Consider the following 13,722-nt stretch of genomic DNA (forward strand, 5'->3'; position numbering starts at 1 on the left):
TTTGGCGGGCAGGTGCTAGCGCCGATAAAGCCGAGCCATAAGCCTTTGTAGCGCGCTTTTGTTACACAGCCGGCGGTGCCTTGGCGAATGCGGTGGCTTCGTCGCGAACTTCCTTTTCGGGCACGCTGTCTGAACCAGACATTGCGGAGAGGTACCGTCCCGTAAGATCGCGGCCGTTTAGCCCTGTCTCGCGCGCGACTTCATTGACGAAAGCCACGCCGCGTGACTTAATTTCCAATAGCCGGTTGTGGTAAAACTGCAAAACATTTTCGACGCGGACAAGCTGACCCCGTGCTTGATCGAACCGCGTGCGCTTGATTTCCAAGTCCAGCTTCGCGGCTTCGGCGCGAGTGTCTCCAAGGCCGCCTTCGCCGCCGGTTGCCGCTACTGTGTCACGGCCGCTGAACGCAGCTTCGACTACTTCGGCCACCAAGGTGGACGGGGACGTGAAGTCGGCATCGGCGCGAGCTTTGATCTTCGCGAACACAGCTTCGTTCAGCTTCACGTTTATCTGCGGCTTCGGGCCGCCCTTCGACGGACGGCCGCGTGAATTAAGCGTCATCGTGATCCCCTTCTAGCCCAAGCTCCAAAAGCGCGCGAACGGCGTCCGGCCGCGACATGCCAAAATTGTCTGCGGCGAACTCATCAATGCGACGGATCAAGTCAGCGGGCAGGATCATAAGAATCCGCTCGCCGATCTTAGGCCGTCCGGCCTTCCGCTTCGCGCTCTTCTTCATCCGATAAAGGTATCGGAAATTAGCGCTTGCGCCAATGTACGAATTAAACCAGCGAGTGCGTAGTGAATTTAGGCATCGGAAATATCGAATAATAAAGGTATCGGAAATTGCGTACTCAATTTCGGTATCATTTATTCAAGCTCATCGAAACAAGCGCTGGGCACGCCGAATTTACCCGCATTGCTTTTCGCCGGGGAAGGACCCTAGGGCCCCTCCCTCTAGGCGCTATGGGAATAAATCTATTTGTTGTCGGGCGCGAATTACTCGAACGGCCGCTCATGAGGTCCAAAGGACGGGTGATGCGGGTGATGACGGGTAGTTTTCCAGCCAATCCTACTCTTAAAAATGGGGTAAGACGTATCTGAATCGACGTTGGCCGAAAAATGACCCGTCATCACCCGCATCACCCGTCCTTAGTGGCCGGCACTATTTGGAACTGCCAGCGCTTTCCGCGAGTGCTGAACCATCCCTTGATCTTCAGGCCGTCCACGATCCGACCTTGGTACTTCTGTAGATAAGACGACACCGACTTCTTATTGTACCCGGGGATCGCGCTCTCCATCGCATCACGAAGCGGGCTATCGTAGTCGTCCTCAGCCGCTTTCACGATATCGCCAGCCGTGAACGGACCGAAGGTGCAGTCAGCAATCGCGGCTATGAGTGCGCCAAGGTCGCCGCGTTCCGGATCGTCACGAGCGATAAGCTCGCGGCTCGCGACCGGATCGGCCTCGCCAAGCCACACCAGCGCTCCACGCACCAGATTGCTCCAATGCTCAAAGCGACCGAAGGGGACCAATCTAGATAGGCCCGGCCGGCCTGCCACCACGAAGGCGCGCAACACGGTGATGCCGGCGACGACAAGCTCCGGCCGTCGCTTTGGCACTTCCACTTTGAGGTCCACGTCGAAGCGCCGCGTCTCCGGCTTTTCAAGCCCGGCGTCGAGGCAGCAAAGCAAGGCGCGCGTGGTCATATCGCCCTTGAAGGTCATGTTATTCCCGCTCGCTGCAAATGTGGCGTTGGTCCGAACGGTCTTGTTTTTGCTCTCGCCAAGAAACCGCGATTGCCACGTGTCCTCAGTCAGGACCGTACAAAGCGCATTGCCGCTTATCGGCCGCGTGACGTTGTCAATCAGCACCATCGGATCGCCCTTGAGCAAAACCGAAAAGAGCCGTTTTTCGTCTTCCTCTTCGTTCGGGCCTTGGCTCATCGCCGTAATCTCGCGGCCAGTCGCGATCATGGAGGCGACGTTAACGGCAAGTGTCTTGCCGGTGCCCATGGTCGGCGCGCGGAAGCCGTGCATCGGCGCGGAAGGAAGCGACCGCCGTACAAGGGCTGTCAAGATCAGGGACAACATCACCGACCGGCTGGGGCTATGCCCATTCTCGTCGGCGACAAACGGAAAATCCTTTATGACGGTTTTGAGGGTCGCTAGAGCGGCCTTGGCTTCGGCCTCCGTGGGCTCATCCTTGATGGTCGGAAATTCGACGCCTCGCATATTGAGAAGAAGCCCTGACTCTTCGTCATAGCCGTCCTCAACGACCAGCGTGCCGTCTTGCCGCAAGGTCGGGATTTCGATCACGCCGCGCAACATCGGCAGCCGCCATTTGTCTTCCCGGGCGAGATAATGGTTGGCGAGACTGATCGGCGGCGCGTAAGGCGTCAGAACGCCCTTCTTGCCGGCCTTAATGAAGGGGACGTGTTCAATGGTATATTCGAGTAACCGAAGCGGGGCCACGTCATTGACAATGAGCGCGCCGGCCTTGCGCCGCACGGCGTCATCGTCAGCCGAGTCCGCTTCAACGCTGTAGGTATGAACCAACCGGCCTTCCATCTGGAAAATGTCGGTGCCAGCGGCGCGCAGGCACGCTTCAACGTGATCCAGCATGGCAGGAAGGCGGAGCTGGTCGTATGTGATCGGGTCCGGCTTCTTCGGCTCAAAATCGAATTCGTCATCATCGGGGAAGACTTCCGGCTTGAAGGCGCTGCGCCGGCCGGGCACTTCCTTGAGCTTCCGATAAGCACTAATCAGGACGGCTAGAAGCCAATCCTTCGATTTGGTGGGCTTTAGGAGTTCCAGAATCCAGTCCGCGAGAAGGTGGGTGTGGATGCCGTATTCCCGCACCCGCTTCGCCATGGCTTCCACGGCAGGCACGGCGCTGTGATCGTCATCGGGGATGGAATACTCGCGGACAATCTCTTGCGCCGGATAGAAGTCAACCGCGTGGTCCCAGCCGTGTTTAGGGGCGAGGCCAACGAAGGTGGCGGAATTGTCGGTGGCGCTTTTCGTCATGACTTCGTCTCGCTCACGCTGCCGTCTTCGCCTTGCGCGCTTTCGCGCTGCGATCAACGGCGTCCAAAGCCATGCGCACCATCGCGGCCTCGAATTCCGCAATTGAGTCGTAGGTGGTGCACTGCGGTTCGATCACGCGCCCGTCCGGGCATAAGATCGCGCTCCGTTGACTTTCATCATACCCGTCAAGCGTAACCGGGATGGCTTGCAGCCCACGCCAGCCGATAATCGGATCGCGGAGACACATTTGGCCGGGCTCGCTAAGCGCATCAACGATGTCCTCCGGCTCGGGAACGCAAAGCAGGAAATAGCCGGGCGACGCAGCCACAATCGGATCATGCCCTTCTTGTGCCTTGCGCCATTCTTCATCATGGACGCGCCCAATGATCCCGCCATCTGCATCGCGGATGATCCACAGGTCTTCATCCGCAGACGACTTATCCACCGATACGATATAGTCGGTGTTGATGAATTCGCCCTTTATCGTTTCGATGAACATGGCATGGCTCCTTTACGCAAACTTGAGACGCTTCCTTGCGCGCTAATGGTCGGTACTCTGCGGGTCGATTAAAGAGTCTGGCCCGTCAATTATCGGAGCCGTGTTGAAGATCGCGCTCTTAGTAGTGCGCGTGCGATTTCGTCTTTGAACGAATGCGGCGTGCCAGTCCAAGACCTCCGAGCAGTCATAAAGGCGAATAACGCCTTGCCGCGCCCGGATTCTAGGGAAATCGGGTCTCTCCGCGAGCGCCGCGAGCTGTTGGTAGGCAAGCCCGATAACGGGAGCGAGGTGAGAAAGACGTTTGATGTCACTCATAGCCGTTTATCCGTTTTGCGCGCCACGCGATGACTTCCGCTCGATTGAACGTTGGGCCGCCTAGGGCATCGCCGGGAAGCGCTTTCGGCGCGGAAGCATCGTGCGCGACGGCATCGAGGAACTCGCGCGGCGAGTCATAACCGGCCAAGGTGGCCGCGACGCTCGCCGCGCAATAGAGCCCACCGCGATCATTCTTGATCATCGGTTCTACCCGGTGTGCTGCCAATTCCTCTGCCGCGACCACGGCCTCGGGACCGGTTAGCTTTGGCGTTCCAGTAGGCTTCCGCCTGCGCTTGTATGCGCTCGTGGGTCGGCAACTTCGAAACGTCGCCGGACTTGGCGGCCTTCACGACGGCCGCATAATACGACTCGGGCAAATCAGTGAGCCGAGTGACGCCGGCAACGTTATCCAGCAACTGCGTCACCGCGTCGTTCCCGTTGCTTTCCAGCACGGGGCGGAGGGCCGCGCGGACTTCCTCAATCGTAGGCATTTTCCTTCTCCATGGGTTGTTCGTCGCACTGTCTAGGGCCGTTCGGCCGATTCTTGCCGCGTCCGGTTGTCGAGGCCGGACGCGGCCCGCGCCGCAGGAGTTACGGCGCGCCGGCTTTGGCGTGTCCAAGTTCGCCATTGCCCGAATTCATCGATCCTCGCCGTCGAATTCGTCAGAGACTTCGGCGGGTTGGTCGGGCACGCCGGGCTCGATCCCAAGAAGGACCAGAAGCGGATGGCGGTAGGGCTCGCGGTCCACAACAACGCCATGCTTGGCGGCAGCGAGGATCGCTTCCTCCTCCGCGCGTTCGCACCACAAAATCCGTTCCGCGATTTCGTTGAGTAGGCGCGGCTTGTCGGCTTGGGGAATAGCTTTCGAGTCGTCGCCAAATGCCGCGACATCTTCAAGCAAGCGCTTCTTGAATCGCGCAGGGTCGAACCAATATGCGATGGCAACGGCATCGGGAATCAACACCGGCTCGCCCGCACGGTCCTCCGCGCCAGTGTTGATCTTGGGCCATTCAATTCGACGGTTCGGGTGAGAGGGATCAAACTTTCCGCTGAACGCGATATGACCGCCTTGATACGCGGGCGACAAAATCAGGCGCGCTTTTCGGCGCAGGCGCGGAAGGATCGTGCTTTCCACGAATTCCAAGGCTTCGGCTGTAGGAATGCGCGCTTTTTGAACACGCTCTAATTCGGTATACGCGGCGTGCCGCTCCGCGCGCATACGCATGACCAAGTCGGGCCACTCTTCCTTGCCCTTTCGGGCCACGGCCGGAAGAACGGCGTCGCGGTAGCTCACTTTACGCGGCGCAGGATCGTCGGCGGCCATGGCGAGGGCGGACGCCGGCACCTTCATCGTCAGAAGTTTGGTTCGGCGGGCCTTCAACGGCGCAATCTTGGCTTCCGCTTCAGCCTTGATATCGACCGGAATCGTCTTGCCAGTCTTGGGATCAAGCGCCTTCTTCTCGACCCCGTTTCGCCGGTAGTCAGCATCTTCGCGGAGTGCCGCGCTGCGGATTTCTGCCATTCGCTCCGACAAATGATCCGCATCGGCTAGTCTTTGAGCACGTTCGCCGTTAATCTTCAGGTCTGTATCGGCCAGTTGTTCTGCGCGCTCGCGGGCGCGCGGTGTGGTGCGTGACAGAAGGTCGTGGAAGTCGCCTTTATCCATACTGGCGATGAATTCCGCGACGGAGTTGCCGGCGGTTGAAATGACAGAATTGCCGGCGATGCTGGTGACGGGCATGGCGGACTCCATTGTGGCGTGTTGAAACTGCACACACGATGGAGCCCGAAACGCTACTCGTCATCCGGATTTAAATTGCTCGATTTTTGTTCGCAGCATTTTCATCGCAGCTTCAAGACCATAGCTTGCCGCGATCCGCTTGCGCTCATCCACGAGTCTTCCAACGATCTTCGGGAGTTGTGAACCGCCACGTTTAATACAAGCTTGCCGAATGGTCCCTTCCGCAAGGCCGATCTTCCGATTGGCGTGCTTTCGCTCAATCTCACCGAGGGCTTCCTCGTTGTCCCAATTGTCCGCGATCAAATCTCTGTATTCAATAATAGCTAGGGCCGTGAGTAGCTGTTTATAAGTCCCTCCAAATAGCCGTTCTTTGCGCGGAGCGCCTCGCTTCGGCGTTATGAGTGCGATCAATTCGGACCCAAGCTCCGCCGGCAGCTTTGCCGCAAATTCGACTATGCGAGCGCGTTCTTTGGGCTTCATTGCGCGCCCCGCAAGTCGAATGCGCGGCGGGTCAGGAAGTGAAGCGCTAGCCCCGCCCGCTCTCGCCGCGTATCGGGCCACGCCATCCCATACTGGTATGGGATAGGCGTGCCGTCGGGATCGAGGACATAGCCGAGACAACACAGGGCCAATCGTGCTAGCGGCGCGACGCGTGTGGCTTCGACAAGCTCGGCATATCCGAACGCGAAACCAAATGCGTCTGCATCGTCTCGTTTAAACAGCCCGACCGCTTGCGAGACGCGGCGCGCACGCACGTCTTGAGTCAGCAAGGGGTCCACAAGCGTCGCAACCAACGGCGAGTCGCCGCGCTTCGCACGAACGAATCTTGACAACGCCGCAACGGTCGGCGGATACGCGGCGCGCGTCGCCATGCCGTCCAGAGCGGCTTCGAAGTCGGACGGCGGAAAATCGGGACTCAGAATTTTGCGGACGTGCGCAAGCGCAGCGGTATCCGGTGAGGGGCGGGCGATGGCTATGGACTTCATTGCGGCCACCGCAGCGCGATAGCTCCGCGCAAACTGCGCTCGCGCTCCCGAACTTTGCCGCCATCATTCCCGGATCGGACGATGAAGCCGCGTTCGGTGCGTTCGGTGATGATGCCCACATGGTGAGGCCACACGACGATGACGCCGACCGCCGGGCCATCGGCCGGCGATCCGAAATCAGCCCATTGATCGGCGCGATTAAAGCGGGTGTCGGAAACGCCAAGCTCGTGGCGCATGAACCAGCCGCACCATTTGGACGGGCGCGAATCGGCAATGGCGGCAGTGGTCGCAACGCAAACCAATGCCGCCGCCGCGAAGCAGCGAAGCACTGCCGAAGCTCACGCCGCCAGCGATTTCATGAACCGACGAAGCTCGGGACCCTGCACTAGGGTGCGCTTCCCGCACTTCACGGGCGTGATCTTCCCGGCTTCGACAAGTTTGTAGAAGTATGCGCGGGAGATTCGAAGATGCTGCGCAGCTTCGCTGACGGTGAATTGGCAGTCCTCTAGCGAGAAAGCGCGCGGGGCAGGGCTAGAGTCGAGTAAGGCTTTGATGGACATGGGCCGATTCCGAAAGGCAAGCCCGCATCCGCGTTGCTTGCCTAGGTTAAGGATCGGCCCGGGGCTGGCACTATTTGAGACGCGGCCTATTCGGCCGTCCCCACGTCAATCCGCGCAAAATAGCCATGCGCGGTCCTTCAATCAGCGCAGAATATGCGCGGTGGCATTGTTGTCAATGAACGTTTCGACGCGTCGTTAACCGTCTAGATAAGCCGCCCAATCGGCCATCATCGGTCGCCGCTTTTCCAATCCCTTGCGGCGGCGATAGGCCGCTTCAGTCGCGTTCTTGATCTTGTGCGCCAATGCCAGTTCGCCAAGGTCACTCGGGTAGTTGGTGACCTCGCCAACCCAATCACGGAAGCTGCTGCGCATGCCGTGGGTGGTGAAACCATCGCGGATGCCGCGCACCACTTGGAGCATAGCCTGATCCGATAGTGGCTTGCCGCGCGTGCGGGCATCGCGCGTCACCTTGAAAATGAACTCATCGGGTTTGCCGGCCTTCAGCGACCTCAGGATTTCAATGGCGCGGTCACAAAGCGGCACACAATGATCTTCCGCATCTTCCGTTTGCTTAGTCTTCTTCATGTGCGCGGCCGGAATGGTCCAAGTCTTTTCCTCGAAATCGATTTCGCTCCACGTCGCTTTTCGCGCCTCACCTGTCCGAACGGCCGTTATGATGACGAATTCGAGCGCGAGGGCTGAAGTGGAATTGAGCTTGCGAAGCTCAACCATGAAAGCGGGCATTTCTTCGAAAGGCACGGCGGCATGGTGCTTCTTGCCCTTTTGCTTTCTGTTCTTGAACTTGGGCGCAAGATTATCATGCCAGCGGGCCGGATTGAGCCCATCGCGCAAGCCATCCACCTTCGCCGCCGAAAGGACGTTCTCAATTCTGCCCCGCAGGCGCTTCGCCGTGACGGTCTTTTCATCCCAGATCGGATCAAGGCACGCGAACACGTCATCCATGGTGATCGTGTGAAGAAGCTTTTTCCAAATCGGCTTGCCGTAGGTCCTGAGCGTGGATTCCCACTGCGCTCGATGCTTCGGATTCTTCAAGCCGGTCAGCACGGTCTTGCAATAGTGTTCGGCGTAGTCGCCGAAGGTGCGGGACTTCGCCTTGACGGCGCGTTTGGAGCTGCGATCCTCCAGAGGATCGGTACCGGCCTTTATCAAGGAGTGCGCGGCATCGGTCTTCTTCCGGGCCTCTTCAAGGCTCACGTTGAGAAGGGGGCCAAGGCCCATTTCACGCACCTTGCCAGTCCCGGGCGCGTGGTAGCGGACGATCCACGAACGGCCGCCGTGGGGCTCGCCGGGCCGCCGGGGCTTCGCAACTTGTAGGTAGAGGCAGTTGCCGTCAGGATATCGGCCGGGTGCCGTCAGGCTCGGCAGCTTGCGGGCTGAAAGCCGGTAAATCGAACGCATTACGAAACCCCTTTGTCGCCTGTACCCCTCTTTATACCCCACCACGTGCCGGCGATTTAGGTGGCTGTCAATGTACGTTCGAGGACGTTAGGCGACAGTCGCGATGCCGTAAAAGGTCAATAAAAGCAGCCATTTTCGCGTCTTCTGTAGATGGTAATGGATCGTTAACGACAATCAAATTCGGTAGGCGAAAGCGGCAGCAAAATTCCTCCCTCTCCGCCAATTATTTCCCCGATTTCCGGGGCTAGACGGCCAAAACCGCCGTTTCCAGGCTTGAAAGCGCTTCGCGGCCGAGGCCTGTCCTCGTGCCGCTCGCCCAATTGCGTCGGCGGCGCTGCCGCTGGATTGAACTGCCCGGCCCGTGCCCCGCGGCCATGATCCGCTGAGGTTTATCCAGATCCGGCCTGCCGCGCGCGCGGCGCATGGCGATTGCAGACTCGTCAGTGCCGGCGAGCAACCGGTCTTTATGCCGTCTTGATGCCGCTCAAATTCATTCCGCATCGCTTCTTTATGATCCGGCTTCTATTTCAGGGCTTGCTCCGGACCCTTTGAAAGGGAGCCCCCTGTGCTCGATCTCACCGTTCTCGCCCTTGGCCTCGTCCTGTTCGCGCTGACGTTTGCTTACGCCATCGCCTGCGACCGCCTCTGAAGGTGCGCCATGCCCATTGATTATTCGCTCGCGGCCCTCGTGACCCTGGGGCTGCTGTTTTACCTCACCTACGCGCTGCTGCGCCCTGAGAAATTCTAGAGGACGACCATGACCGCCATCGGCTGGGTCCAGATCATTCTTTATTGCGCGATCATCGTCGCGCTGACGCCCTTGCTGGGCGGCTACATGACGCGCGTGTTCAACGGCGAGCGCACTTTCCTTGCGCCAGTGCTGCGACCGGTGGAAGTGCTTCTCTATCGCGCCGGCGGCGTCGACGAGAAAAGCGAGCAAGGTTGGCTCGCCTACACCGTTGCCATGCTGTTGTTTCATGTCGGCGGCTTCGTCATTCTCTATGCGCTGCTGCGTCTGCAGGGCGCACTGCCGTTCAATCCCGCCGGCATGACGGGCGTGCCGCCGGACCTGTCGTTCAATACGGCGATCTCGTTCCTCACCAACACCAACTGGCAGAACTACGGCGGCGAGAGCACGCTGTCTTATCTCGTGCAGATGCTCGGCCTGACGCATCAGAATTTCCTGTCGGCGGCGACGGGTATCGTGCTGGCCGTGGCGTTGATCCGCGGCTTTGCCCGAGCCTCAGCCAAGACGGTGGGCAATTTCTGGGTCGATATCACGCGCTGCACGCTCTACGTCCTGCTGCCGATCTGCGTCGTCTACACATTGTTCCTGGTCTGGCAGGGTATGCCGCAGACGCTGGGCTCCTACATCGATGCCACCACGCTGGAAGGCGCCAAGCAAACCATTGCCGTTGGGCCGGTCGCCTCGCAGGTCGCGATCAAGATGCTCGGTACCAATGGCGGCGGCTTCTTCAACGCCAATGCCGCTCATCCTTTCGAGAACCCGACGGCGCTGTCGAATTTCGTGCAGATGCTCTCGATCTTTGCCCTCGGCGCCGCGCTCACCAATGTGTTCGGCCGCATGGTCGGCAACCCGCGCCAAGGTTGGGCGATCCTTGCCGCGATGGGCGTGCTGTTCATCGCCGGCGTCGCGGTCTGCTACTGGGCCGAGGCCAACGGCACCCATATCCTCAGCTCGCTCGGTCTTTCCGGCGGCAATATGGAAGGCAAGGAAGTTCGTTTCGGTATCGTCGCCTCGGCGCTATTCGCGGTCATCACCACCGCGGCCTCCTGCGGCGCCGTCAACGCGATGCACGATAGCTTCACCGCGCTCGGCGGCATGATCCCGCTCATCAACATGGAGCTCGGCGAGATCGTCGTCGGCGGCGTCGGCGCCGGTCTCTACGGCATGCTGCTGTTCGTCATCGTCACCGTGTTCGTCGCCGGTCTAATGGTCGGCCGAACGCCGGAATATGTCGGCAAGAAGATCGAGGCGCGCGAGGTGAAGATGGCGATGCTGGCCATCCTGATCCTGCCGCTGATGATGCTCGGCTGGACGGCAGTCGCGGTGGTTTATCCCCCGGCGGTCGCGTCGATGGCCAATGCCGGTCCGCACGGCTTCTCCGAGGTGCTCTATGCCTACACCTCGATGACGGCGAATAACGGCTCGGCCTTCGCCGGGCTGACCGGCAACACCTTGTTTTACAATTTGTCCGGCGCGGTCGCGATGTTCATTGGCCGCTTCTGGATGATCGTTCCCGCGATGGCGATCGCCGGGGCGCTGGCGGCCAAGAAGAGTGTGCCGCCATCGCTCGGCACGTTCCCCACCACCGGCGGTCTTTTCGTCGGCCTGCTGGTTGGCGTCATCCTGATCGTGGGCGGTCTCACCTTCTTCCCCGCGCTCGCCCTCGGGCCCATCGTCGAACATCTTTCGATGCTGGCCGGCAGCGTGTTCTGAATTCGGAGCAGTGATCATGGAAACCTCCAAAGTACGCAAGCGGATGCCGGTCTCGACTCTGGTCGATCCGAAGATCGTGCTGCCGGCGATCGGCCAGTCCTTCGTCAAGCTCGACCCGCGCACGCTGGTGAAGAATCCGGTGATGTTCGTGCTCGAGGTCGTCACTGTACTGACTACCGTGCTGCTGCTCCGCGACATCGTGCAGGGCGGGCAGAGCCTCGCTTTCGAACTGCAGATCGTGGTCTGGCTCTGGTTCACCGTGCTATTCGCCAATTTCGCCGAGGCGGTGGCCGAAGGCCGCGGCAAGGCGCAGGCCGATACGCTACGGCAGACCCGCACCCAGACCCGCGCCAAGCGGCTGCTCTCCGCCGACAACCCTGAGCGTTTCGAGACCGTTGCCGCAGACGACCTGCGCAGTGGCGATCTGGTCGTGTGCGAAGCCGGTGACGTCATCCCTGGCGATGGCGACATCATAGAAGGTGTGGCCTCGGTCAACGAGGCGGCCATTACTGGTGAATCGGCGCCGGTCATCCGCGAATCCGGCGGCGACCGTTCGGCTGTCACCGGCGGCACCACCGTGATTTCCGACCGCATCGTCGTGCGCATCACCTCGTCGCCGGGCACTTCGTTTCTCGACCGCATGATCAAACTGGTCGAAGGCGCCGAACGGCAGAAGACGCCGAACGAAATCGCGCTGACCATCCTGCTCGTCGGCCTGACGCTCATCTTCGTTTTCGCTACAGCGACCATTCCGAGCTACGCGCTCTATGCCGGCGGCAGCATCTCGGTGGTCGTGCTGGTGGCGCTGTTCGTTACCTTGATCCCGACCACCATCGGTGCGCTGCTGTCGGCCATCGGTATTGCCGGCATGGACCGCCTGGTGCGCTTCAACGTGCTCGCCATGTCGGGTCGCGCTGTGGAGGCCGCTGGTGACGTCGATACGTTGCTGCTCGACAAGACCGGCACCATCACGTTCGGCAACCGCCTGGCGACTGAGATCATTCCGGTTCCCGGCGTTACGGAGCGCGAGGCCGCGGAAGCCGCCTTGCTCGCCAGTGACGCGGACGAGACGGCCGAAGGCCGATCGATCATCGCGCTGGCGCAGGACAAGTATAATGTCCGCCGCGAAGCGGCGCCTGCCGGGGCGAAGTTCATCGAGTTTTCCGCCATGACGCGCCTGTCCGGTGTCGATGCCGGCACGCGCAAGCTGCGCAAGGGTGCGATTGACTCGGTGCTGAAATTCGTCCGCGAGCAGGCCGGCCACGATGTGGCCGAGCCAGCGGCCTTCCGCGCCGCCGTGGACAAGATCGCCCGTTCCGGCGGCACGCCTCTCGGCCTGGCTGAGAACGGACGCATTCTCGGCGTCATCCACCTGAAGGATGTGGTGAAGCCCGACGTCAAGGACCGCTTCGCCGCGCTGCGCCGCATGGGTATCAAGACGGTGATGATCACCGGCGACAACCCCGTGACCGCCGCCTCGATCGCCTCGGAAGCCGGCGTCGACGATTTCATCGCCGAAGCCACGCCCGAGGACAAGCTGCGCTACATTCGCAACGAACAATCGAACGGCCGGCTCATTGCGATGTGCGGCGACGGCACCAACGATGCGCCGGCCCTCGCACAGGCCGATGTCGGCGTCGCCATGCAGACCGGCACGCAGGCGGCGCGCGAGGCGGGCAACATGGTCGATCTCGATAGCGACCCGACCAAGCTTATCGAGGTGGTGGAGATCGGCAAACAGCTGCTGATGACGCGGGGCTCGCTGACCACGTTCTCGATCGCCAACGATGTCGCCAAATACTTCGCCATCATCCCGGCGATGTTCGCGGCGTTCTATCCGCAACTCGGCGTGCTCAATATCATGGGCCTGTCGTCGCCGCAGAGCGCCATCCTGTCGGCCATCATCTTCAATGCGCTCATCATCATTGCGCTGATCCCGCTGGCGCTAAAGGGCGTGAAGTACCGCCCGATCGGCGCGGCCGCGCTGCTTCGGCAGAATCTGCTGGTTTATGGCGTCGGCGGCATCGTCCTGCCGTTCATCGGCATCAAGGCCATCGACGTCATCGTCACAGCCTTGCATCTGGCTTAAAGGAGGAGAGGTCATGTTGAAGGAAATTCGTCCGGCTATCGTTTTCATCGTGGGGCTGACGATCATCACCGGCCTCATTTATCCATTGGCCATGACGGGTATCGCCGGCGCGATCTTTCCCAGCCAGGCGCAGGGCAGTCTCATCGAAAAGGACGGCAAGGTGATCGGCTCGGCGCTGATCGGCCAGTCGTTCACCGAGGCCAAGTACTTCCACGGCCGCCCGTCGGCGACCACCGGCCCGGACCCCAAGGATCCCACCAAGAGCGTGTCGGCGCCGTATAACGCGGCCAACTCCGGCGGTTCGAATCTCGGGCCGACCAGCAAGGCGCTGGCCGACCGGCTGAAGGAAGATGTCGCCACTTTGAAGCAGGAGAATCCGTCGGCGGCGGTGCCGGTCGATCTCGTCACCACCTCGGCCAGCGGCCTCGATCCGGACATCTCGCCGGCCGCGGCGCTGTTCCAGGTGCCGCGCGTCGCCAAGGCGCGAAGCGTGCCGGAAAGCAGCGTGCGAGCACTGGTTGAGAGCGAAACTCGGGGCCGCTGGCTCGACCTGCTCGGCGAGCCGCGGGTGAATGTGCTCAAGCTCAATCTCGCGCTCGATGCAATGAAGTCATAAGATCGGCT

Annotated in this window: 15 protein-coding genes; 4 read left to right on the top strand and 11 right to left on the bottom strand. The window is 60.7% G+C overall.

The window, feature by feature from the left end; translation table 11 throughout:
• Positions 1-61 precede the first annotated feature (61 nt).
• The 11 genes from ASD45_RS19115 to ASD45_RS19175 all read right to left on the bottom strand — a co-directional run bounded on the left by ASD45_RS19115 (position 62) and on the right by ASD45_RS19175 (position 8,548).
• The gene (locus ASD45_RS19115; protein ID WP_056913262.1) at positions 62-562 is read right to left on the bottom strand and encodes a hypothetical protein; all 501 of its coding nucleotides are present in this window, start codon (positions 560-562) and stop codon (positions 62-64) included.
• A gap of 578 nt (positions 563-1,140) precedes the next feature.
• Positions 1,141-3,027, bottom strand: coding sequence for a hypothetical protein (locus tag ASD45_RS19125; protein WP_056913264.1), 1,887 nt, complete (start codon positions 3,025-3,027; stop codon positions 1,141-1,143).
• 13 nt (positions 3,028-3,040) lie between these two features.
• Positions 3,041-3,526, bottom strand: coding sequence for a hypothetical protein (locus ASD45_RS19130; protein ID WP_056913265.1), 486 nt, complete (start codon positions 3,524-3,526; stop codon positions 3,041-3,043).
• A 307-nt stretch (positions 3,527-3,833) separates the two neighbouring features.
• Positions 3,834-4,043, bottom strand: a complete 210-nt coding sequence (locus tag ASD45_RS19140; protein ID WP_056913267.1) for a hypothetical protein — start codon at positions 4,041-4,043, stop codon at positions 3,834-3,836.
• Positions 4,030-4,332 carry a hypothetical protein gene (locus ASD45_RS19145; protein ID WP_056913268.1) on the bottom strand — a complete coding sequence of 101 codons (303 nt, stop codon included), beginning with the start codon at positions 4,330-4,332 and terminating at the stop codon, positions 4,030-4,032. The genes ASD45_RS19140 and ASD45_RS19145 overlap by 14 nt, the downstream gene beginning before the upstream one ends.
• A gap of 147 nt (positions 4,333-4,479) precedes the next feature.
• A complete protein-coding gene (locus ASD45_RS19150) occupies positions 4,480-5,583 on the bottom strand; it encodes a hypothetical protein (RefSeq protein ID WP_156380983.1) in 1,104 nt (367 codons plus the stop codon).
• Positions 5,584-5,643: 60 nt separating this feature from the next.
• Positions 5,644-6,063: a hypothetical protein gene (locus ASD45_RS19155; protein ID WP_056913270.1), complete on the bottom strand. Its 420-nt coding sequence runs from the start codon at positions 6,061-6,063 to the stop codon at positions 5,644-5,646.
• Positions 6,060-6,569 carry a hypothetical protein gene (locus ASD45_RS19160; RefSeq protein ID WP_056913271.1) on the bottom strand — a complete coding sequence of 170 codons (510 nt, stop codon included), beginning with the start codon at positions 6,567-6,569 and terminating at the stop codon, positions 6,060-6,062. The genes ASD45_RS19155 and ASD45_RS19160 overlap by 4 nt, the downstream gene beginning before the upstream one ends.
• Positions 6,566-6,898, bottom strand: a complete 333-nt coding sequence (locus ASD45_RS19165; protein ID WP_244485539.1) for a hypothetical protein — start codon at positions 6,896-6,898, stop codon at positions 6,566-6,568. The genes ASD45_RS19160 and ASD45_RS19165 overlap by 4 nt, the downstream gene beginning before the upstream one ends.
• Before the next feature lie 9 nt (positions 6,899-6,907).
• Positions 6,908-7,129, bottom strand: coding sequence for a helix-turn-helix domain-containing protein (locus ASD45_RS19170; protein WP_056913272.1), 222 nt, complete (start codon positions 7,127-7,129; stop codon positions 6,908-6,910).
• 195 nt (positions 7,130-7,324) lie between these two features.
• The gene (locus ASD45_RS19175; protein WP_082541032.1) at positions 7,325-8,548 is read right to left on the bottom strand and encodes a site-specific integrase; all 1,224 of its coding nucleotides are present in this window, start codon (positions 8,546-8,548) and stop codon (positions 7,325-7,327) included.
• 658 nt (positions 8,549-9,206) lie between these two features.
• Here ASD45_RS19175 and ASD45_RS23180 point away from each other — a divergent pair.
• Genes ASD45_RS23180 through ASD45_RS19190 form a run of 4 tightly spaced genes read left to right on the top strand, consistent with a single transcriptional unit; the run spans position 9,207 to position 13,714 of the window.
• Positions 9,207-9,296, top strand: coding sequence for a K(+)-transporting ATPase subunit F (locus ASD45_RS23180; RefSeq protein ID WP_082541033.1), 90 nt, complete (start codon positions 9,207-9,209; stop codon positions 9,294-9,296).
• A gap of 9 nt (positions 9,297-9,305) precedes the next feature.
• Positions 9,306-11,009, top strand: a complete 1,704-nt coding sequence (gene kdpA, locus ASD45_RS19180; RefSeq protein WP_056913274.1) for a potassium-transporting ATPase subunit KdpA — start codon at positions 9,306-9,308, stop codon at positions 11,007-11,009.
• A gap of 16 nt (positions 11,010-11,025) precedes the next feature.
• Positions 11,026-13,098 carry a potassium-transporting ATPase subunit KdpB gene (kdpB, locus tag ASD45_RS19185; protein ID WP_056913275.1) on the top strand — a complete coding sequence of 691 codons (2,073 nt, stop codon included), beginning with the start codon at positions 11,026-11,028 and terminating at the stop codon, positions 13,096-13,098.
• A gap of 13 nt (positions 13,099-13,111) precedes the next feature.
• The gene (locus tag ASD45_RS19190; RefSeq protein WP_056913276.1) at positions 13,112-13,714 is read left to right on the top strand and encodes a K(+)-transporting ATPase subunit C; all 603 of its coding nucleotides are present in this window, start codon (positions 13,112-13,114) and stop codon (positions 13,712-13,714) included.
• Positions 13,715-13,722: the final 8 nt, after the last annotated feature.

The sequence above is a fragment of the Pseudolabrys sp. Root1462 genome (assembly GCF_001426945.1).
Taxonomy (GTDB): Bacteria; Pseudomonadota; Alphaproteobacteria; order Rhizobiales; family Xanthobacteraceae; genus Pseudolabrys.